The following is a 20,256-nucleotide window of genomic DNA, read 5'->3' on the forward strand; positions in this document are numbered from 1 at the left end:
AGGAGCGAATATGTTAAGGGTGTACCACTCAAACCGTCTGGATGTTCTTGAAGCGTTGATGGAATTTATCGTCGAGCGCCAGCGGCTGGATGACCCTTTCAAACCGGAAATGGTGCTGGTGCAAAGTACCGGGATGGCGCAGTGGCTACAGATGACGCTGGCAAAACGGTTTGGCATTGCCGCCAATATCGACTTCCCGCTCCCGGCGAGCTTTATCTGGGATATGTTTGTCCGCGTATTGTCGGATATCCCCGGGGAAAGCGCCTTCAGTAAGCAGAGCATGAGCTGGAAACTGATGACCCTCCTGCCGCAGCGTCTTGACGATGAGGCTTTTACGCTGCTACGCCACTATCTCAGCGACGATAGCGACAAGCGCAAACTGTTTCAGCTGGCAGCCCGGGTCGCCGACCTCTATGACCAGTATCTGGTCTATCGCCCGGAGTGGCTGATGCGCTGGGAGGCAGATGAACGCGTCGATGGCCTCGGCGACGCCCAGCAGTGGCAGGCGCCGTTATGGAAGGCGCTGGTCGAACATACCGCTGCGCTGGGGCAGCCGCTCTGGCACCGCGCCAATCTGTACCAGCGCTTTATCAGCACGCTGGAAGCGGCGGATGAACCTCCGGCCGGGTTGCCTTCGCGAGTTTTTATTTGCGGGATTTCGGCGCTGCCGCCGGTTTATCTGCAGGCGCTGCAGGCGCTGGGCAAGCACGTCGATGTGTATGTGCTGTTCACCAACCCCTGTCGTTACTACTGGGGCGATATAAAAGACCCGGCCTTTCTGGCGAAACTGATGTCACGCCAGCGCCGTCATCATCGTGAACCGCGCGAACTCCCGCTGTTTCGCGATAGCGGGCAGGCGCCGGGATTGTTTAACGATGCAGGGGAACAGGACGTCGGTAATCCGCTGCTCGCCTCCTGGGGGAAGCTGGGGCGTGACTATATCTATCTGCTGGCCGGGCTGGAACATTATGAAGAGCTGGACGCTTTTGTCGATATAACGCCGGATAATCTGCTGCATAATTTACAGGCGGATATCCTCGAACTGCGCAATGCCGCAGTGGCCGGGCGAAGCGCCGAAGAGTTTGCCCACAGCCACAGCAAACGCCCGCTTGCTCTGGACGATCGTAGCCTGACCCTCCACGTCTGCCATAGTCCGCAGCGTGAGGTCGAGGTGCTGCATGACCGGCTGCTGGCGATGCTGGAGGAGAATCCTGAACTGACGCCGCGCGATATTATCGTGATGGTGGCGGATATCGACAGCTACAGCCCTTACATTCAGGCGGTATTCGGCAGCGCCAGCGGCGAACGCTGGCTACCGTGGGCGATTTCCGACCGGCGCGCCACCGAATCGCATCCGGCTCTGCAGGCGTTTATTACGCTGCTTTCTCTGCCCGACAGCCGCTTTGCCAGCGAAGATGTCCTGGCTCTGCTTGATGTTCCGGTGCTCGCCGCGCGCTTTAACATTGACGAAGAAGGGCTGCGCTATCTGCGTCAGTGGGTTAATGAATCCGGCGTGCGCTGGGGAATGGATGACGATAATGTGCGCGAACTGGATCTCCCCGCCACCGGGCAACACACCTGGCGCTTTGGCCTCACGCGCATGCTGCTGGGCTATGCGATGGACAGCAGACAGGGTGAGTGGCAGTCGGTCCTGCCCTATGATGAATCCAGCGGGCTGATCGCTGAGCTGGTTGGTAATCTGGCTTCGCTGCTGATGCAGCTTAACCTCTGGCGCCGGAAGCTGGTGCAGGAGCGTCCGCTGGCGGAATGGCTGCCGCTTTGTCGCGAACTGCTAAATGACTTTTTCCTGCCCGACGGCGACACCGAAGCGGCGCTGGCGCTGATTGAACAGCAATGGCAGGCGGTGATTGGCGAAGGAGCCCAGGCACAATATGAGCACTCCGTTCCTCTGTCTTTATTGCGCGATGAGCTGGCGCAGCGGCTGGACCAGCAGCGCATCAGCCAGCGCTTCCTCGCCGGACCGATCAACATCTGTACCCTGATGCCAATGCGCTCTATACCGTTCAAGGTGGTGTGCCTGCTGGGGATGAACGACGGCGTTTATCCGCGGACGCTGGCGCCGCTGGGCTTCGATTTAATGAGTCAGAAACCGCAGCGCGGCGACCGCAGCCGTCGCGATGATGACCGCTATCTGTTCCTGGAAGCGCTGATGTCCGCCGAACAGACATTGTATATCAGCTACATCGGGCGCTCGATTCAGGATAATAGCGAACGTTACCCTTCGGTGCTGGTGCAAGAACTGGCGGACTATATTGGCCAGAGCCACTGCCTGGCCGGGGATGAGGCGCTGGATTGTGACGCCAGTGAGCGACGGGTCAAAACACATATCACGCATCTGCATACGCGAATGCCCTTTGATGCGGCCAACTTCCGTGATGACGAATATCAGAGCTACGCCCGGGAGTGGCTGGCGGCTGCCAGCCAGCAGGGAGAGGCGCATAGCGACTTTATCCAGCCGCTGCCGGCGCCGGCTATCGAAACGCTGCCGTTTGAACAGCTGCTGCGATTCTGGCAACACCCGGTACGCGCCTTTTTTCAGCAGCGCCTGCGGGTCAACTTCCGTTCTGAAGAGAGTGACATTCCCGATGATGAGCCGTTCACCCTCGAAGGACTTAGCCGTTATCAACTGAACCAGCAGCTGCTGAATACGCTGATTGAACAACAGGATGCGTCGACGATGTACCGTCGCTTTCGCGCCGCGGGAGAGCTGCCCTTTGGTGCTTTTGGCGAGCTGGCCTGGGAGACGCAGCGTCAGGAGATGCAGAACCTTGCGGAGCGGGTCATTGCCAGCCGCCAGCCGGGGCAGAGTATGGAAATCGATCTGCAATGTAACGGAGTCAACATTACGGGGTGGCTACAGCAGGTACAATCTGACGGCCTGCTGCGCTGGCGACCGTCGCTGCTGAGCGTCGCACAGGGGATGCAACTTTGGCTGGAACACCTTGTCTACTGTGCTAGCGGCGGAACCGGTGAAAGCCGGCTGCTGGTGCGCAAAGAGGGCGAATGGCGTTTCCCGCCGCTGGCGCAGGAACAGGCCAAAGCGTACCTTGATCAGCTGGTAGAGGGTTACCTGCTAGGCATGTCCAGACCGCTGCTGTTACTGCCAGAAAGCGGCGGTGCATGGCTAAAAGTCTGTTATGACGCTGAAAAGGATGTCATGTTAACGGACGAAGAGACGCAACAAAAAGCGCGTAGCAAATTTCTTCAGGTCTATGAAGGTAATATGGTGGTCAGTGGCGAAGGGACGGATGTGTGGTATCAACGCCTCTGGCGCACGCTTGAACCGGCTTACTATGAAGAAATTATTACGCAAACACAGCGCTACCTGTTGCCGATATTTCGTTTCCATCAGCCCGAATAAATTTGTAATAGTATAAAAATTGCGCAGAATAAGGTGTTCAATTATCATGCGCAACCAATCACGGACTGATGTGCATAACGCTGACGCAGTCAGCGCAAAGTTTGTTAATGATGAGGTTCGTGAATGCCCCGCAGTGTATGGTTCAAGGTTATTTTAGTACTGGCTGCCCTTTGGGCGCCGTTAAGTCAGGCAGATACCGGATGGCAACCGATTCAGGAAACCATTCGTAAAAGCGAAAAAGATCCCCGACAGTATCAGGCCATTCGCCTGGATAATGACATGGTGGTTCTGCTGGTTTCCGATCCGCAGGCGGTGAAATCACTGTCTGCGCTGGTGGTGCCCGTGGGGTCGCTGCAGGATCCCGCCGATCATCAGGGGTTGGCGCATTTTCTGGAGCACATGACGCTGATGGGCTCGCAAAATTATCCGCAGCCGGACAGCCTCGCCGAATTTCTGAAAATGCACGGCGGCAGCCATAATGCCAGTACCGCGCCTTATCGCACCGCCTTCTATCTTGAAGTCGAAAACGATGCCCTTGACGGCGCGGTCGATCGTCTGGCGGATGCCATTGCTGCTCCGCTGCTGGATAAAAAATATGCCGATCGCGAGCGTAATGCGGTCAACGCCGAGCTGACCATGGCGCGCACCCGTGACGGGATGCGCATGGCGCAGGTGAGTGCAGAAACCATTAACCCGGCGCACCCGGCATCGCATTTTTCCGGCGGTAACCTCGAGACGCTTAGCGACAAGCCCGGTAAACCGGTGCTCGACGCTCTGCATACTTTCCGCGACAGCTGGTACTCGGCGAACCTGATGAAGGCGGTCATTTACAGCAACAAACCGCTGCCGGAACTGGCGAGCATCGCGGCGAAAACCTATGGTCGGGTGCCAAACCACAATATCAATAAACCGGAAATCACCGTTCCGGTCGTGACCGATGCGCAAAAGGGCATCATCATTCACTATGTCCCGGCAATGCCGCGCAAAGTGCTGCGCGTTGAATTCCGTATTGATAACAACAGCGAGCAATTCCGCAGCAAAACCGACGAGCTGGTGACCTACATGATCGGTAACCGCAGCCCGGGAACCTTATCTGACTGGCTGCAGCAGCAAGGTCTGGTCGAGGGTATTCGAGCGGATTCCGATCCGGCGGTCAACGGCAACAGCGGCGTGCTGGCGATTTCGGCGACCCTGACCGACAAAGGTCTGGCGCACCGTGATGAAGTGGCGGCGGCGATCTTCAGCTACCTTAACCTATTGCGTAGCCAGGGCATCGACAAACGCTATTTCGATGAGCTGTCCCACGTTCTGGCGCTTGATTTCCGCTATCCATCGATCAACCGCGATATGGATTATGTGGAATGGCTGGCGGATACCATGATTCGCGTACCGGTGGAACATGCGCTGGACGTGGTCAACATAGCCGATCGCTACGACCCGCAGGCGATTAAAGAGCGGCTGGCGATGATGACGCCGCAAAATGCCCGCGTCTGGTATATCAGCCCGCAGGAACCGCATAACAAGAGCGCTTACTTTGTGAATGCGCCGTATCAGGTCGACAAGATCAGCGCGCAGACCTTTAGCGACTGGCAGCAGAAGGCGAGCGCTATCGACCTGAAGCTGCCGGTGTTGAACCCGTATATTCCTGACGATTTTACGTTGATTAAAAGCGATAAAGCCTACCCGCATCCGCAGCTGATCGTTGATGAGCCGACGCTGCGGGTGGTCTATGCGCCCAGTCAGTTCTTCGCCAGCGAGCCAAAGGCTGACGTTTCGCTGGTGCTGCGTAATCCGCAGGCCATGGACAGCGCCCGTAGCCAGGTCATGTTCGCGCTGAATGACTATCTGGCAGGCATCGCTCTCGATCAGCTCAGCAACCAGGCGGCGGTGGGCGGCATCTCCTTCTCAACCGGCGCCAATAACGGGTTAATGGTCAATGCCAATGGCTACACCCAGCGGCTGCCTCAGCTGTTTACCGCGTTACTGGACGGCTATTTCAGCTATACGCCGACCGAAGAGCAGCTGGAGCAGGCTAAATCCTGGTATGCGCAGATGATGGATTCGGCGGACAAAGGCAAAGCCTACGACCAGGCGATCATGCCGGTTCAGATGTTGTCCCAGGTGCCCTATTTCCAGCGCGAGGAGCGGCGGGCGCTGCTGCCGTCAATTAGCCTGAAAGAGGTGCTGGCCTATCGTGACAACCTGAAAGCGAAAGGGCGCCCGGAGCTGCTGGTGATTGGCAACCTCACCGCCGAACAGTCCGCCGCCATGGCGCGTCAGATCCAGCAGCAGCTGGGATCTGATGGCAATGAGTGGTGTCGCAACAAAGACGTCCTGATCAACAGTCAGCAGCTGGCGATTTTTGAAAAACCGGGGAACAGCACCGATTCGGCGCTGGCCGCCGTCTTCGCCCCGCCGAACGTGGATGAATACAGCAGCTCCGCCGCCAGCTCCCTGCTCGGGCAGATTATTCAGCCGTGGTTCTATAACCAGCTGCGTACCGAAGAGCAGCTTGGCTACGCGGTGTTTGCTTTCCCGATGAACATCGGGCGCCAGTGGGGGATGGGCTTCCTGCTGCAAAGCAGCGATAAACAGCCTGCTTTCCTCTGGCAGCGCTTCCAGGCCTTCTTCCCGACCGCGGAAGCTAAACTGCGGGCGATGAGCCCGGCAGAGTTTGCGCAGATCCAGCAGGCGGTGATAAGTCAGATGACCCAGGCGCCGCAAACGCTGGGCGGCGAAGCCTCGCAGCTGAGCAAAGATTTCGATCGCGGTAATATGCGCTTCGATTCACGTGATAAAGTAGTGGCTCAGATTAAACTGCTGACGCCGCAAAAACTTGCCGATTTCTTCCATCAGACGGTGGTGGTTCCGCAAGGCATGGCGATATTGTCCCAGATTTCCGGCAGCCAGAATGGCAAGACCGATTACGTCCACCCTGAAGGTGGCAAAGTCTGGGAAAGCGTCAGCGCGTTGCAGAAATCCTTACCCCTGATGCGAGAGAACGAATGACCGAAACCGCCGAGTCTCTGGATCCCCTGCGCTTGCCCTTGACGGGCGAGCGCCTGATAGAAGCCTCTGCGGGCACCGGAAAAACCTTTACCATCGCCGCACTGTACCTGCGGCTACTGCTGGGACTTGGCGGGGAATCCGCCTTTCCTCGTGCGGTCAGCGTGGAAGAGCTGCTGGTGGTGACCTTCACCGAAGCGGCCACCGAAGAACTGCGCGGCCGTATTCGCAGCAATATCCACGAGCTGCGTATTGCCTGCCTGCGCGACAGCGCGATCGATCCCCTCTATAGCGCTCTGCTGGCTGAAATTCCGGATAAGAACCAGGCGGCGAATACCCTGCTGCTGGCGGAACGACAGATGGACGAAGCGGCGGTATTTACCATTCACGGCTTTTGTCAGCGAATGCTGAGCCTCAATGCCTTTGAGTCCGGGATGCTCTTTGAGCAGCAGCTGATCGAAGATGAATCCCGGCTGCGTTACCAGGCCTGCGCCGACTTCTGGCGTCGACATTGCTATCCGCTGCCGCGGGAGATCGCCGCCGTCATTCATGAAGCGTGGAAAGGTCCGCGCGATCTGTTGAAATCCCTCGATCGCTGGTTGCAGGGCGAAGCCCCGCAGCTCAAATCCCCGCCGGCGGCAGAAGAGACGCTGGCCGAACGCCATCAGCAAATCATTGCGCGAATTAACGCCATGAAAACACAGTGGCGGGAACAGGTTGCAGAGATTGAGGCGGTGCTGGAGAACTCCGGTCTCGACCGCCGCAAATTCAATCGCGGCAACCAGGGAAAGTGGATAGAGAAAATCAACGCCTGGGCGCAGGAAGAGACGCTCGGCTACCAGCTTCCTGACGCGCTGGAGAAATTCTCGCAGCCCTTCTTACATGAACGAACCAAAGCAGGCGGTGAGCCGCCGGTGCATCCACTGTTCAGTGCGGTTGAAGAGCTGCTGGCTTCTCCGCTGACGCTGACGGATCTGGTTATCGCCAGGGCGATGGTGGAGATCCGCGAAGCGGTCGCCCGGGAAAAGCGTCGGCGCGGCGAACTCGGTTTTGATGACATGCTCAGCCGGCTGGATGATGCGCTGCGCGGCGAGAGCGGAGAAGCGCTGGCCAGCGCCATTCGTCAGCGTTTCCCGGTGGCGATGATTGATGAATTTCAGGACACCGACCCGCAGCAGTACCGAATTTTCCGCCGTATCTGGCGGCAGCAGCCGGAGACGGCGCTGCTGTTAATCGGCGACCCAAAGCAGGCCATCTATGCCTTCCGCGGCGCGGATATTTTCACCTATATGAAAGCGCGTGGCGATGTGGCGGCTCACTATACGCTGGATACCAACTGGCGTTCTGCTCCCGGGATGGTTGAAAGCGTTAACCGCCTGTTCAGCCTGAGCGATAACCCCTTTATGTTCCGGGAGATCCCTTTCTTGCCGGTCAAGCCGGCCGGGAAAAACCACGGGCTGCGCTTTACCGTAGATAACGACGCGGTTCCGGCCATGAACATCTGGCTGATGCCGGGCGAGGCGGTGGGATCCGGTGATTATCAGACGTTTATGGCGCAGCTATGCGCGGCGCAAATTCGCGACTGGCTAAGCGCCGGTCAACAGGGGCGCGCGTTGCTCTGGCGTAACGACAACGCCGCCCGGCCGGTTCAGGCCTCCGATATCACGGTTCTGGTACGTAACCGTCAGGAAGCCTCGCTGATCCGGGAGGCCTTACGGGCGCTGGCGATCCCGTCGGTGTATCTCTCTAACCGCGATAGCGTTTTTGACACGCCGGAAGCGCAGGAGATTTTATGGCTTCTGCAGGCGGTGCTGGCTCCCGAACGAGAAAATACGCTACGCAGTGCGCTGGCAACATCGATATTCGGCTTGAATGCGCTGGATATTGAACGCCTCAACCAGGATGAACGAGCGTGGGACGCGCTGGTTGAAGAGTTCAGCGGCTACCGGCAAATCTGGCGCCAGCGCGGGGTGATGCCGATGCTGCGGGCGCTAATGAGCGCGCGGCAGATTGCGGAAAACCTGCTGGTGACGGTCGGCGGTGAACGCCGTTTAACCGACATCCTGCATATCAGCGAACTGCTGCAGGAGGCGGCCAGCCAGCTGGAAAGCGAACATGCGCTGGTGCGCTGGCTGACGCAGCATATCGCCGAACCGGACAGCAATGCGTCCAGTCAGCAGATGCGCCTGGAAAGCGATAAGCATCTGGTGCAAATCGTCACCGTCCACAAATCAAAGGGGCTGGAATACCCGCTGGTCTGGCTGCCGTTTATTGCTCGTTTCCGCAAACAGGATCAGGCGTTTTATCACGATCGCGACTCGTTTGCTGCGGTGCTCGATCTTGGTCAGGATGAGGGCAGTCTGGAGCTGGCGGAGGCGGAGCGCCTGGCGGAAGATTTACGTCTGCTGTACGTCGCGCTGACCCGCGCGGTCTGGCACTGCAGTCTCGGCGTGGCTCCGTTGAGCACCCGACGCAGCGACAAACCCGGCGCCAGCGATTTTCATCAGAGCGCGCTCGGGCGCCTGCTACAAGGCGGCGAAGCCATGGATGCCGCCGGGCTGGCTGCGTGTTTGCAAGCCTTCTGCGGCGAAGATATCGCGCTGCAAATGGCCACTGTCCCGGATGCTACGCCCTGGCAGGCGCCGCAGGAGACGCTGCCGCCGCTGTCCGCCAGGAGCCTTGAGCGTCAGGTTAGCGATGACTGGCGGGTGACCAGCTATTCCGGATTACAGCAGCATGGTCAGAGCGCGGCTCAGGATCTGTTGCCGCGTCTTGACGTTGATGCCGCCGGCGTCGGTGACGTCGCCGCAGAACCGCAGCTTACGCCGCATCAGTTTCCGCGCGGCGCATCGCCGGGGACATTCCTGCACAGCCTGTTTGAAGATCTCGATTTTACCCAACCAGTGCCTGCTGACTGGATGGCGGAAAAGCTGCAGTCCGGCGGCTTCGGTGAGCAGTGGACGCCGATGCTGACGCAGTGGCTGGATGACGTGCTCCGGACTCCGTTACCGGGGGCCGGGATTGCGCTGAACCAACTTTCCGCGATGGATAAGCAGGTCGAAATGGCCTTCTATTTGCCGATCGAACGCCCGCTGGAACCGCTGCGTCTGGACGCGCTGATTCGCCGCTACGATCCGCTCTCCGTAGATTGCCCGCCGCTCGACTTCCGCCAGGTCCGCGGGATGTTAAAAGGCTTTATCGACCTCGTTTTCCGCCATAACGGCCGCTACTACCTGCTGGATTATAAATCGAACTGGCTGGGAGAGGACCGCGAGGCCTACACCCGTCAGGCGATGGAACAGGCGATGCGGGCGCATCGCTACGATCTGCAGTACCAGCTTTATAGTCTGGCGCTGCACCGCTACCTGCGACACCGCATTGCGGACTACGACTTCGAACGCCATTTTGGCGGCGTGATTTATCTCTTTTTACGCGGCATGGACGGGCAGGGGGGCGAGCAGGGTATTTTCACCACCCGTCCCGCGCAGCCGCTGATTGACGGTCTCGATGCGCTGTTTGCCGGAGACGTTCAGGAGGTTCTGTCATGACGATGGATGAACTGCTGCTGGAAGCTGCCAGTCAGCGCCTGCTGCGCCCGTTAGATGTGCAGTTTGCCCTGATGGTGGCGCAAGAGGCGCATCCGGCGGTGAAGCTGGCGGCGGCGGTGCTCAGCCGTGATGCCGGCGAAGGGCACGTTTGCCTGCCGATAGCGCGTCTGCGGACGGACGAGTTTCTGAGCGGTAAAACCAACGAACTGCGTGAACAGCTGCTGGCCCAGGCGGGCGTCCCCGATGACTGGTCCGCGCTGCTGCTTGCTTCGGAGGCGGTCAGCGGTGGCGAACGTCCAACGCCGATCGTCCTGTGCGGCGAGCGACTCTATCTCAACCGGATGTGGCGTAATGAGCTGACCGTCGCCCGCTTCTTCAACGAAGCTAACCAGGTTGTGGACGTTGACGAGGCCCTGTTGGCCCAAACGCTGGACGCGCTGTTCCCCGCCAGCGATGAGATCGACTGGCAAAAAGTTGCCGCCGCAGTGGCGTTGACCCGCCGTATTTCGGTGATTTCCGGCGGTCCCGGCACCGGAAAAACCACCACCGTCGCCAGACTGCTGGCGGCGTTGATTCAGACAACCCGGCAACCGCGCTGCCGTATCCGACTGGCGGCGCCGACCGGGAAAGCGGCGGCACGATTGACGGAATCGTTGGGGGAGGCGCTGCGTCGCCTGCCGCTAACCGATGAGCAGAAGGCGCTGTTACCAACCGAAGCCAGCACGTTGCATCGTCTGCTGGGCGCTCAGCCCGGTAGCCAACGGATGCGCTACCACGCCGGTAATCCGCTGCACCTCGATGTGCTGGTGGTGGATGAAGCTTCAATGATTGACCTGCCGATGATGGCGCGGCTGATTGATGCCCTGCCGGAGCACGGGCGGGTTATTTTCCTCGGCGACCGCGATCAGCTGGCGTCGGTGGAGGCCGGAGCGGTGCTCGGGGATATTTGTGCCTGGGTCAATGCCGGCTATACCGCCGGACGTGCGGCGCAGCTGGAGAGGCTGACCGGCCACCCGGTGCCGGCGGGAGAAAGTGATGTCGCCGGCGCGCTGCGCGACAGCCTGTGCCTGCTGCAAAAAAGCTATCGTTTTGGCAGTCATTCCGGCATCGGTAGCCTGGCTCGCGCCGTGAACAACGGCGATCGCCACGGCGTCAGAGCGACGTTACGCCAGGCCTTCGAGGATATTGTGCTGCATCCGCTGAGTACGACTGAAGAGTATGAAGTCATGCTAAAGCAGTCGCAGGAAGGATACGGTCGCTATTTGCAGCTGCTTCGCGAGCGGGCCGAGCCGGAGGCACTGATCGCCGCCTTTGGTGAATTTCAGCTACTGTGCGCCCTGCGCGACGGCCCTTACGGCGTCAGCGGGGTGAATGAACAGCTGGAGCAGATGCTTAACCGTCGGCGGGCGATAGCGCTGCCGAGGCATTCACGCTGGTATGAAGGGCGTCCGGTGATGATTTCCCGCAACGACAGCGCGCTGGGGCTGTTTAATGGCGATATCGGTATTGCGCTGGAACGAGGGGAGGGGCTGCGGGTCTGGTTCCCGATGCCGGATGGCAGCATTAAATCGGTGCAGCCAAGTCGTTTGCCGGAGCACGACACCGCCTGGGCGATGACGGTGCATAAATCGCAGGGGTCGGAGTTTGACCATGCGGCGTTGATTCTGCCCGCCAAAATCGTACCGCTGGTCACCCGCGAGCTGGTCTATACCGCGATCACGCGGGCAAAACAGCGGCTCTCGATTTATGCCGATGAACAGGTGCTAACCCAGTCCATCGTCGCCCGTACCGAGCGGCGCAGCGGGCTGGCGGACATTTTTGCCAGCGGCGTGTAACCTTAACCTTCAGCCGCTAGCCGGGGATCGCCGGCTCAACCGCCAGCGGTTTTCCCGGCTGGCGCAGCGCTTAGCCGGGGAAAATGTGAGATGAGCTGGCTCCGTGGGGCGGAGGAGAGGTCGCCCGGATAAGGCGTTTACGCCGCGATCCGCGGCGGTGACATCAGCCGAGATCGGCCATCATGACTTTGGAGCGACGCTGATAGTTGTACATCTCTTTCTTACTTTCCGGCAGCAGATCGATATCGACCGGCGTAAAGCCGCGCTCCTGGAACCAGTGAATACTGCGGGTAGTAAGGACAAACAATTTGCTCAATCCCATCTGCTTCGCCTGGGTGGCAATGCGGTTCAGCAGCACTTCCCCGCGCGATGAGCTGCGATAGTCCGGATGCACCGCGACGCAGGCCATTTCGCCGATTTTCTCTTCCGGGAACGGATAGAGCGCAGCGCAGGCAATCGTGGTGTTATCGCGCTGAATAATCGTGAATTTATCGATTTCCATCTCCAGCTGTTCGCGGGAGCGGCGCACCAGAATGCCCTGTTGCTCCAGCGGGCTAATCAGCTCAAGAATACCGCCGATATCGTTAATGGTGGCGCGGCGAATCTGCTCGGCGCTTTCCATGACGATCTGGGTGCCGATACCGTCGCGTGAGAACAGCTCCTGCAGCAGCGCCCCGTCTTCCTGATAGCTGATCAGGTGACAACGCCGCACGCCGCTGCGGCAGGCCTTCACCGCACCGCGCAGAAAACGCACCGTGCCGGAGTTGTAATCCTCTTCCGCCTCCAGCTCTTCCACACGCGCCTGAGCTTCGTTGGGGAACAGTTCGGAAACAATCACTCCATCCTGGTTGTAAACCCCCTGCGACGAGCAGAAACCGATCATCTTTTCCGCCTTCAGCTTAACGGCCAGCTGGGTGGCAATTTCTTCCGAGGTCAGATTGAAGCTTTCGCCGGTGACGGAAACGGCAACCGGGCCCATCAGCACGATAGCGCCGTTATCCAGCTGGCGATGGATCGCCTCTTCATCAATACGACGGATGCGCCCGCTATGGCAATAATCCACGCCGTCGTCGACGCCCAGCGGCTGAGCGATAATAAAGTTTCCGCTCACCACGTTGATATGGGCGCCCTGCAGCGGGGTATTATTCAGGCTCATTGACAGACGCGCGGTAATTTCCAGCTGCAGCATGCCCGCAGCCTGTTTCACCAGTTCGAGGGTTTTGGCGTCGGTGACGCGGGTCTGTTTATGGTAGACCGGTTCGTGGTGATGCTCTGCCAGATTGGCATCAATCTGCGGGCGTGCGCCATAGACCACCACCAGGCGGATGCCCAGGCTATGCAAAAGGCCAATGTCATTGACAATACTGGAGAAATTCTCATGCTCGATTGCTTCGCCGCCGAGCATGATGACAAACGTTTTTCCCCGATGAGCGTTAATATAGGGGACAGAATGGCGGAATCCTTCTACCAGTTCAGTGCGACGCTCCTTCACCATGACCCAACCCTCAATGCATGATTATTCGTAATTAGTGTATTTTTATTCTGTTTTGGCGTTAAACGCAAGTCTAAATTTGCGACGAAACTGATAAAAATCTGTGATCAAATGCGTACTGCCTAAGATTGTTTACCCTTTTATTGATGACAGGTTATGCAGCTTTCGTTAAAGTTTCCGGTCAATCTGTCTGTTTTGAGTACGAATACGTTTTATTGCTTGGGAGTGGCATGCCGGGATACAAGTCAGGATTAAGCCGCCGTCGTTTTTTACAGGGGGCGGGCGCAATGTGGTTAATGAGCGTCAGCCCGCTGGGTTTAGCGGCCGCCGCGCAGGTCGTCGCCGTACGCGTCTGGCCGTCGTCAACCTATACGCGCGTTACGGTAGAATCCAGTCATGTGCTGAAATATCGGCAGTTTGCGTTGAGCAATCCGGAACGGCTGGTGGTGGATCTGGAAGGCGTCAATCTTAACTCCGTGCTAAAAGGCATGGGGGCGAGTATTCGCGATGATGACCCTTATATTAAGTCCGCGCGCGTCGGCCAGTTTGATCCGCAAACCGTGCGCATGGTCTTTGAACTCAAACAGAACATCAAACCGCAGCTCTTTGCCCTGGCACCGGTGGCCGGCTTTAAAGAACGTCTGGTGATGGATCTCTATCCTGCGACCGCCACCGATGTTCAGGATCCGCTGCTGGCGTTACTGGAAGATTACAACAAAGGCGATCTCGACCGTCAGGTCCCGCCGGCAGAAAGCGGGCCGAAGCCGGGTAAAGCCGGGCGCGACCGACCTATTGTGATCATGCTTGACCCGGGCCACGGCGGCGAAGACACCGGCGCGATCGGCAAATACCATACCCGTGAGAAAGATGTGGTGCTGCAGATTGCTCGTCGGCTACGGGCGCTGATCGAAAAAGAGGGCAACATGCGCGCCTACATGACCCGCAATGAAGATGTCTTCATTCCGCTGAAGGTTCGTGTGGCCAAAGCACAAAAGCAGCGCGCCGATCTGTTCGTTTCGATTCACGCCGATGCCTTTACCAGCCGACAGCCGCGAGGCTCATCGGTATTTGCCCTGTCGACCAAAGGGGCCACCAGTACCGCCGCGAAATTCCTCGCGCAGACCCAGAACGCCTCTGACCTGATCGGGGGGGTCAGCAAGAGCGGCGATCGCTATGTCGACCATACGATGTTCGATATGGTGCAGTCGCTGACCATCGCCGATAGCCTGAAGTTTGGTAAGGCGGTGCTGCAAAAAATGGGAAAAATCAATAATTTGCATAAAAACCAGGTCGAACAGGCGGGCTTCGCGGTGCTGAAAGCGCCGGATATTCCGTCGATCCTGGTGGAGACGGCGTTTATCAGTAACGTAGAAGAAGAGCGTAAGCTGAAAACGGCGACTTTCCAGCAGCAGGTGGCTGAGTCGATACTGGCGGGGATTAAAGCCTACTTCGCCGATGGCGCCACGCTGGCAAGGCGCGGATAATACGGGAGCGGGAGATGGCGCTACTGAAGAGCGTGCACGGCGGTAATACCCGAGAAGCCGCTGCGCTGCTGGGCATTGAGGCGCAGCAGCTGCGGGATTTCAGCGCCAATATTAATCCTCTTGGCATGCCCGAGAGCGTCAGACGGGCGCTTATCGATAATCTTGCCCTGGCGGAGCGCTACCCTGACGTTGAATACCAGCAGCTGCACCTTGCGCTGGCGGAGCACCACCGTATTCCCGCATCGTGGGTCCTGGCAGGCAATGGCGAAACCGAATCCATTTTTACGCTCGTTCACGGGCTGAAGCCGCGCACGGCGATGGTGGTGAAACCTGGTTTTGCAGAATATCGCCGCGCGCTGCAGACGGTCGATTGCACTCTCCTCGAGTTCGCGCTGCGTGAAGAGGATGGCTGGCAGTTGACCGACGCGATTCTCGACGTGCTGACGCCAGAGCTGGACTGTTTGTTCCTCTGTACGCCCAATAACCCGACCGGCCTGCTGCCGGCACGCCCGCTGCTTGACGCGATTGCCGCCCGCTGCCGGGACGCCTGCATCGCGCTTATTCTTGATGAAGCGTTTATCGATTTCATTCCTGACCAGCCGGGATTTATCCCCTTTCTACAGCATAATCCGCATATCTGGGTGCTCCGCTCACTCACCAAATTCTACGCCATTCCCGGCCTGCGTCTGGGCTATCTGGTTAACAGCGATGAACGGGCGGTGGCCCGCCTGCGCGAAAAACAAATGCCGTGGTCGATCAACGCGTTTGCCGCTCTGGCAGGGGAAATAGCGCTCAAGGATAGCGCCTATCAGCAGGCCACCTGGCGATGGCTGGCGCAGGAGGGAAGCCGATTTTATCAGGCTCTCCGTCAACTTCCTGGCCTGACCGTGTATCCGGGGCGGGCGAACTATCTTTTTTTACGTTGCCATCTCCCGGAGTCCGATCTGCAGCAGGCGTTGCTGCAGCAGCATATCTTGATTCGCAGCTGCGCTAACTATCCGGGACTGGGAAACGGTTATTACCGCGTGGCGATTCGCAGCCCTGAGGAGAATCAACGGCTGCTTACGGCGCTCAGCGCCATCCTTTCCGCCCCCCTCTGACTGCAAGCGACCGGCTCATCCGTATGGCATAATAGCCCGCCTGTTGCTTCAGACACCCGGTCTGACGAGAGTCCGGATGCAGCAGCAGGGTAACCAACAGGTGCAAGGGAAGGGGGTGAAACGCCTCCGCAGCCCCCGCTGCTGTGATGCTGACAACCCCGTAAATACCACCGGCCACGAATCCGGGAAGGGCGGGCGAGGATGACGCTAAGCCAGAAAACCTGCCTGTCGGTCATTACCAACAACTTCGGTGGGAAGTGGGTTGCTCAGATGCGTGCCGTCGCAAGACGGCGTCAGGCGCACCTTTACACCCCGACCACTCTGAACAGGAACAGGGTATGGCGGTACGACTCCATTCATCCATTGGCGCCCGCTGGCGGGCGGCAACGAGGCCCGGGCGATGACGTTACTTGCCTGGTGCGTGGCCTGGATGCTCGATTTTATCATCGGCGACCCGCCGCGCTGGCCGCATCCGGTGCGCTGGATCGGCAATCTCATCACCTTGACTCAACGTATCGTGCGCCGCTATTGCCATCGCGACCGCGCGCTGCGCATCGGCGGCGCGCTGATGTGGCTGACGGTGGTCGGTCTGACCTGGCTCCTCTCCTGGAGCGTACTGAAACTGGCGGCAAGTCTCCATCCCTGGCTAGGCTGGGGCGTTGAAGTGTGGATGATCTTTACGGTCCTGGCCGGCCGCTGCCTTGCGGATTCCGCTCGTGAAGTCGAACGCCCGCTGCGTGCGGGCGATGTGACGCTAAGCCGGGAAAAGCTCTCATGGATTGTCGGGCGCGAGACCTCACAGCTCCAGCCTGAACAGATAAATCGCGCGGTGGTGGAGACGGTTGCAGAAAACACCGTCGATGGCATTATTGCGCCGCTGTTTTTCCTGCTGCTGGGCGGCGCGCCGCTGGCGATGGCCTATAAAGCGGTCAACACCCTCGACTCCATGGTGGGGTATAAACATGAAAAATATCGCGCTATTGGTATGGTCAGCGCCCGCCTTGACGATGTCGCGAACTGTATTCCCGCGCGTTTGAGCTGGCTGCTGTTCAGCCTCGCGGCGTGGCTATGTCGCTATGATGGCGCGGGCGCCCTGCGTATTGGCTGGCGCGATCGCTATCAACACAGCAGCCCCAACTGCGCGTGGTCGGAAGCCAGCGTCGCCGGCGCGTTAGGCGTCCGACTCGGCGGCCCGAATGACTATTTTGGCCAGCGGGTGGACAAACCCTGGATTGGCGACGCCGTACGCGATATTTCGGTCGAGGATATTCCCCGTGCCCTGCGTCTGATGTGGGTCGCCTCGACGCTGGCGCTGGTGATGTTTATGGCCGCGCGGTATCTATGGACAGGGATGGCCTGAAAAGAGATCCGCATGGCCTTCTGGCAGCGGGGCAGTAGCAGCATAAAACAGAGCAGGATGGGAGAATAATGCGAGAAAACGCGAACGAGGAGGCCTCATGACGCAGGCAATCATGTTGCAGGGAACGGCATCCGATGTAGGTAAAAGCGTGCTGGTGGCCGGTTTATGCCGCATTTTTTATCAGGATGGCCGGCGTACGGCGCCGTTTAAATCGCAGAATATGGCGCTTAATTCGGGGATCACGGCAGACGGTAAAGAGATGGGCCGGGCGCAGATCTTTCAGGCCGAAGCCGCCGGTATCGAACCCGACGTGCGGATGAATCCTGTCTTGCTGAAACCCACCAGCGACCTGAAAGCTCAGGTGGTGCTGATGGGCAAAGTGGCGACCGATATGGATGCGGTGAGCTACCACGAGTATAAACCGCGCCTGCGCGAACAGATCCTCTCGGTCTACCGCAGCCTGGCGCAGGAGTATGATGTGCTGGTGCTGGAAGGGGCCGGTAGCCCGGCGGAGATCAACCTGCGCGATCGCGATATCGTCAATATGGGGATGGCGGAGATGGCGCAGTGCCCGGTGATCCTGGTTGCCGATATCGACAGAGGGGGCGTCTTTGCCGCGATCTACGGGACGCTGGCGCTGCTTGAGGAGCAGGAGCGCGCCAGGGTGAAAGGGGTGATCATCAATAAATTCCGCGGCGACATCGCGCTACTCTATTCCGGAATCGAACAGATCGAAGCATTAACCGGCGTCCCCGTACTGGGAGTGCTGCCGTGGCTGGAGGTCGATCTGGAGGATGAAGATAGCGTGGCGCTGCAGAAAGGGAAGTATCTGAGCACCGCGAAGCGCGAGATCGACATCGCGGTCGTGCAGCTTCCCCATACCTCAAACTTCACCGATTTCAACGCGCTGGCGGCGCAGCCGGATGTCCGCGTGCGCTACGTGAGACGCCCGCAGGAGCTGGCGCAGGCCGATCTGGTTATCCTGCCCGGCAGTAAAAATACGCTGGGCGATCTGCAGTGGCTGCACGACTGTGGGATGGCGGCGGGCGTCTTGCAGGCGCATCAGCAGGGGATTCCGCTGCTGGGGATCTGCGGCGGCTATCAAATGCTGGGCGAGACAATTGTCGATGAGGTGGAATCCGGCCTCGGGACGCAGCCCGGCCTCGGTCTGCTCAATACCGTGACGCAGTTTGCCCGACATAAAACCACCACTCAGGTCGAGGCGACAATGGCGAACGCGCTGCCGGACTGGCTGGCCGGAGCGTCAGCCCTGCGGGTGCGAGGCTACGAAATTCATATGGGGAAAACGACTCTTAACGGGAGCTGTCGTCCGTTGATGCAGCTGGAGAAACAGGGTGAGCTGGTGGCGGATGGCGCAATGACGGATGACGGACTCGTATTCGGCACTTATCTGCACGGCCTGTTCGACAGCGATGATTTCACCCGCGCGCTGGTCAACGGCCTGCGTCGGCGCAAAGGGCTGGAGGCGCTGAATGCCACTCTTCACTATGCGCAATACAAATCGCAACAGTTCGATATCCTGGCCGACGCCATGCGCCAGCATATTGATATCGAAAAGATTTACCACATCATGCAGCAGCATCAGGAGCCATCATGCTGATTCTGGTTACCGGCGGCGCCCGCAGCGGGAAAAGCCGCCACGCCGAGGCGCTCATCGCCGATTCACCGCAGGTTTTGTATCTCGCGACCTCGCAGATCGTGGATGACGAAATGGCGCAGCGGATCCAGCACCACCGCGATAGCCGCCCGGCGCACTGGCGCACCGTCGAACGCTGGCACCATCTCGATGAGGTCATTACGCCGCGTAACGATCCGCAAGAAGCCGTGCTGCTGGAGTGTATGACGACCATGGTGACCAACATGTTGTTTGCTCAGGGGGGCGAGAGCTCCCCGGACGACTGGGATTATGCAGCAATGGAGCGGATCATAGACGAGGAGATCCACTCGCTGATTGCCGCGTGCCAGCGCTGCCCGGCAAAAGTGGTGTTGGTCACCAATGAAGTGGGGATGGGGATTGTCCCGGAAAACCGCCTTGCGCGGCATTTTCGCGATATTGCCGGCCGGGTTAACCAGCGCCTGGCTGCGGCAGCGGATGAGGTCTGGCTGGTGGTATCAGGTATTGGAGTCAAAATTAAATGATCAAATTATTCTGGGCTACGCTCTCTTTTCTCAGTCGCTTACCGGTGCCGGATCGCTGGTCGCAGGGGCTGGAGATCGATCGGTATGTCCGGGGAATCGTCACTTTCCCGCTGGTCGGGGCGCTGCTGGGAGGGGTGAGCGGGCTGGTATTTCTTGCCGTTCAATCCTGGTGTGGTCTTCCGCTTGCGGCGCTGTTTAGCATTTTAGCGCTGGCGCTGCTGACCGGTGGTTTTCACCTCGATGGCCTCGCCGATACCTGCGACGGCGTTTTTTCCGCCCGGCGTCGGGAACGGATGCTGGAGATTATGCGCGACAGCCGACTGGGGACCCACGGCGGGCTGGCGCTCATTTTTGTATTACTGGCAAAAGTGCTGGTTGTCAGCGAGCTGGCGCTGCGTGGAACGTCGGTGCTGGCCGCGCTGGCGGCCGCTTGTGCCGCCGGACGTGGCGTCGCCGTGCTGCTGATGTATCGCCATCGTTACGCCCGCGAAGAAGGTCTGGGTAACGTATTTATCGGCAAAGTAAGCGGGCGACAAACCTGCGTGACGCTAGGCGTAGCGGCAATTCTGGCCGCCATGCTGCTACCCGGCATGCACGGCGTGGCGGCGTTGGGGATCGCCGTGGTGGCCATTTTTGTTCTTGGGCAATTGCTGAAACGCACCCTGGGCGGGCAAACCGGCGACACGCTGGGGGCGGCGATTGAGCTGGGCGAGCTGATTTTCCTGCTGGCGCTGCTGTAAGTCCGGCTATTTGCCATGTTTAGCATCGTGCGCCATTTCCGCTCCGTAAGGGGAGGCGATGGCGCATCTGACATCATCGTGGTAAGAAAAGGTCAGTATTAACGTGACGGGTATCCATCGCGCCTGACTGGCGGCGGGGAAGAAGAGTA

11 protein-coding genes and 1 riboswitch are annotated in these 20,256 nt (G+C 59.1%); of the genes, 10 read left to right on the forward strand and 1 reads right to left on the reverse strand.

Annotated features, from left to right (window positions below; all coding sequences use genetic code 11):
* Positions 1-10: 10 nt before the first annotated feature.
* The 4 genes from recC (at position 11) to recD (ending at position 11,771) form a co-directional block, all read left to right on the forward strand.
* Positions 11-3,382 (forward strand): exodeoxyribonuclease V subunit gamma, encoded by a 3,372-nt coding sequence (gene recC, locus DSD31_RS04880; protein WP_113990862.1) that lies wholly within the window; start codon positions 11-13, stop codon positions 3,380-3,382.
* A 123-nt stretch (positions 3,383-3,505) separates the two neighbouring features.
* Positions 3,506-6,391, forward strand: a complete 2,886-nt coding sequence (gene ptrA, locus DSD31_RS04885; protein ID WP_113990863.1) for a pitrilysin — start codon at positions 3,506-3,508, stop codon at positions 6,389-6,391.
* The gene (recB, locus tag DSD31_RS04890) at positions 6,388-9,936 is read left to right on the forward strand and encodes an exodeoxyribonuclease V subunit beta (protein WP_113990864.1); all 3,549 of its coding nucleotides are present in this window, start codon (positions 6,388-6,390) and stop codon (positions 9,934-9,936) included. Before ptrA ends, recB begins: the two co-directional genes overlap by 4 nt.
* Entirely contained in the window at positions 9,933-11,771 is a 1,839-nt protein-coding gene (gene recD, locus DSD31_RS04895) for an exodeoxyribonuclease V subunit alpha (RefSeq protein ID WP_088912060.1), read from the forward strand. The genes recB and recD overlap by 4 nt, the downstream gene beginning before the upstream one ends.
* A gap of 163 nt (positions 11,772-11,934) precedes the next feature.
* Here the strand turns inward: recD and argA are convergent, their stop codons facing one another.
* The gene (gene argA, locus DSD31_RS04900) at positions 11,935-13,266 is read right to left on the reverse strand and encodes an amino-acid N-acetyltransferase (protein ID WP_004867060.1); all 1,332 of its coding nucleotides are present in this window, start codon (positions 13,264-13,266) and stop codon (positions 11,935-11,937) included.
* A gap of 227 nt (positions 13,267-13,493) precedes the next feature.
* Between argA and amiC the strand changes: the two genes are divergently transcribed.
* From amiC to cobS, 6 genes are all read left to right on the forward strand, one after another.
* Positions 13,494-14,747, forward strand: coding sequence for an N-acetylmuramoyl-L-alanine amidase AmiC (gene amiC / locus DSD31_RS04905; RefSeq protein ID WP_004867059.1), 1,254 nt, complete (start codon positions 13,494-13,496; stop codon positions 14,745-14,747).
* A gap of 14 nt (positions 14,748-14,761) precedes the next feature.
* Positions 14,762-15,847 carry a threonine-phosphate decarboxylase CobD gene (cobD, locus tag DSD31_RS04910; protein ID WP_099144075.1) on the forward strand — a complete coding sequence of 362 codons (1,086 nt, stop codon included), beginning with the start codon at positions 14,762-14,764 and terminating at the stop codon, positions 15,845-15,847.
* An 81-nt stretch (positions 15,848-15,928) separates the two neighbouring features.
* A riboswitch (cobalamin riboswitch) is annotated at positions 15,929-16,090 on the forward strand.
* A 157-nt stretch (positions 16,091-16,247) separates the two neighbouring features.
* On the forward strand, positions 16,248-17,207 hold the full coding sequence (cbiB, locus tag DSD31_RS04915; protein WP_048024937.1) for an adenosylcobinamide-phosphate synthase CbiB: 960 nt from the start codon (positions 16,248-16,250) through the stop codon (positions 17,205-17,207).
* Between the two features lie 97 nt (positions 17,208-17,304).
* Positions 17,305-18,828, forward strand: coding sequence for a cobyric acid synthase (locus tag DSD31_RS04920; protein ID WP_032718183.1), 1,524 nt, complete (start codon positions 17,305-17,307; stop codon positions 18,826-18,828).
* Positions 18,822-19,367 carry a bifunctional adenosylcobinamide kinase/adenosylcobinamide-phosphate guanylyltransferase gene (cobU, locus tag DSD31_RS04925; protein WP_004867051.1) on the forward strand — a complete coding sequence of 182 codons (546 nt, stop codon included), beginning with the start codon at positions 18,822-18,824 and terminating at the stop codon, positions 19,365-19,367. Before DSD31_RS04920 ends, cobU begins: the two co-directional genes overlap by 7 nt.
* Positions 19,364-20,107, forward strand: a complete 744-nt coding sequence (gene cobS / locus DSD31_RS04930) for an adenosylcobinamide-GDP ribazoletransferase (RefSeq protein ID WP_015585846.1) — start codon at positions 19,364-19,366, stop codon at positions 20,105-20,107. Before cobU ends, cobS begins: the two co-directional genes overlap by 4 nt.
* Positions 20,108-20,256: the final 149 nt, after the last annotated feature.

It is taken from the genome of Klebsiella sp. X13, from assembly GCF_003323835.1.
Lineage (GTDB): Bacteria > Pseudomonadota > Gammaproteobacteria > Enterobacterales > Enterobacteriaceae > Klebsiella > Klebsiella ornithinolytica.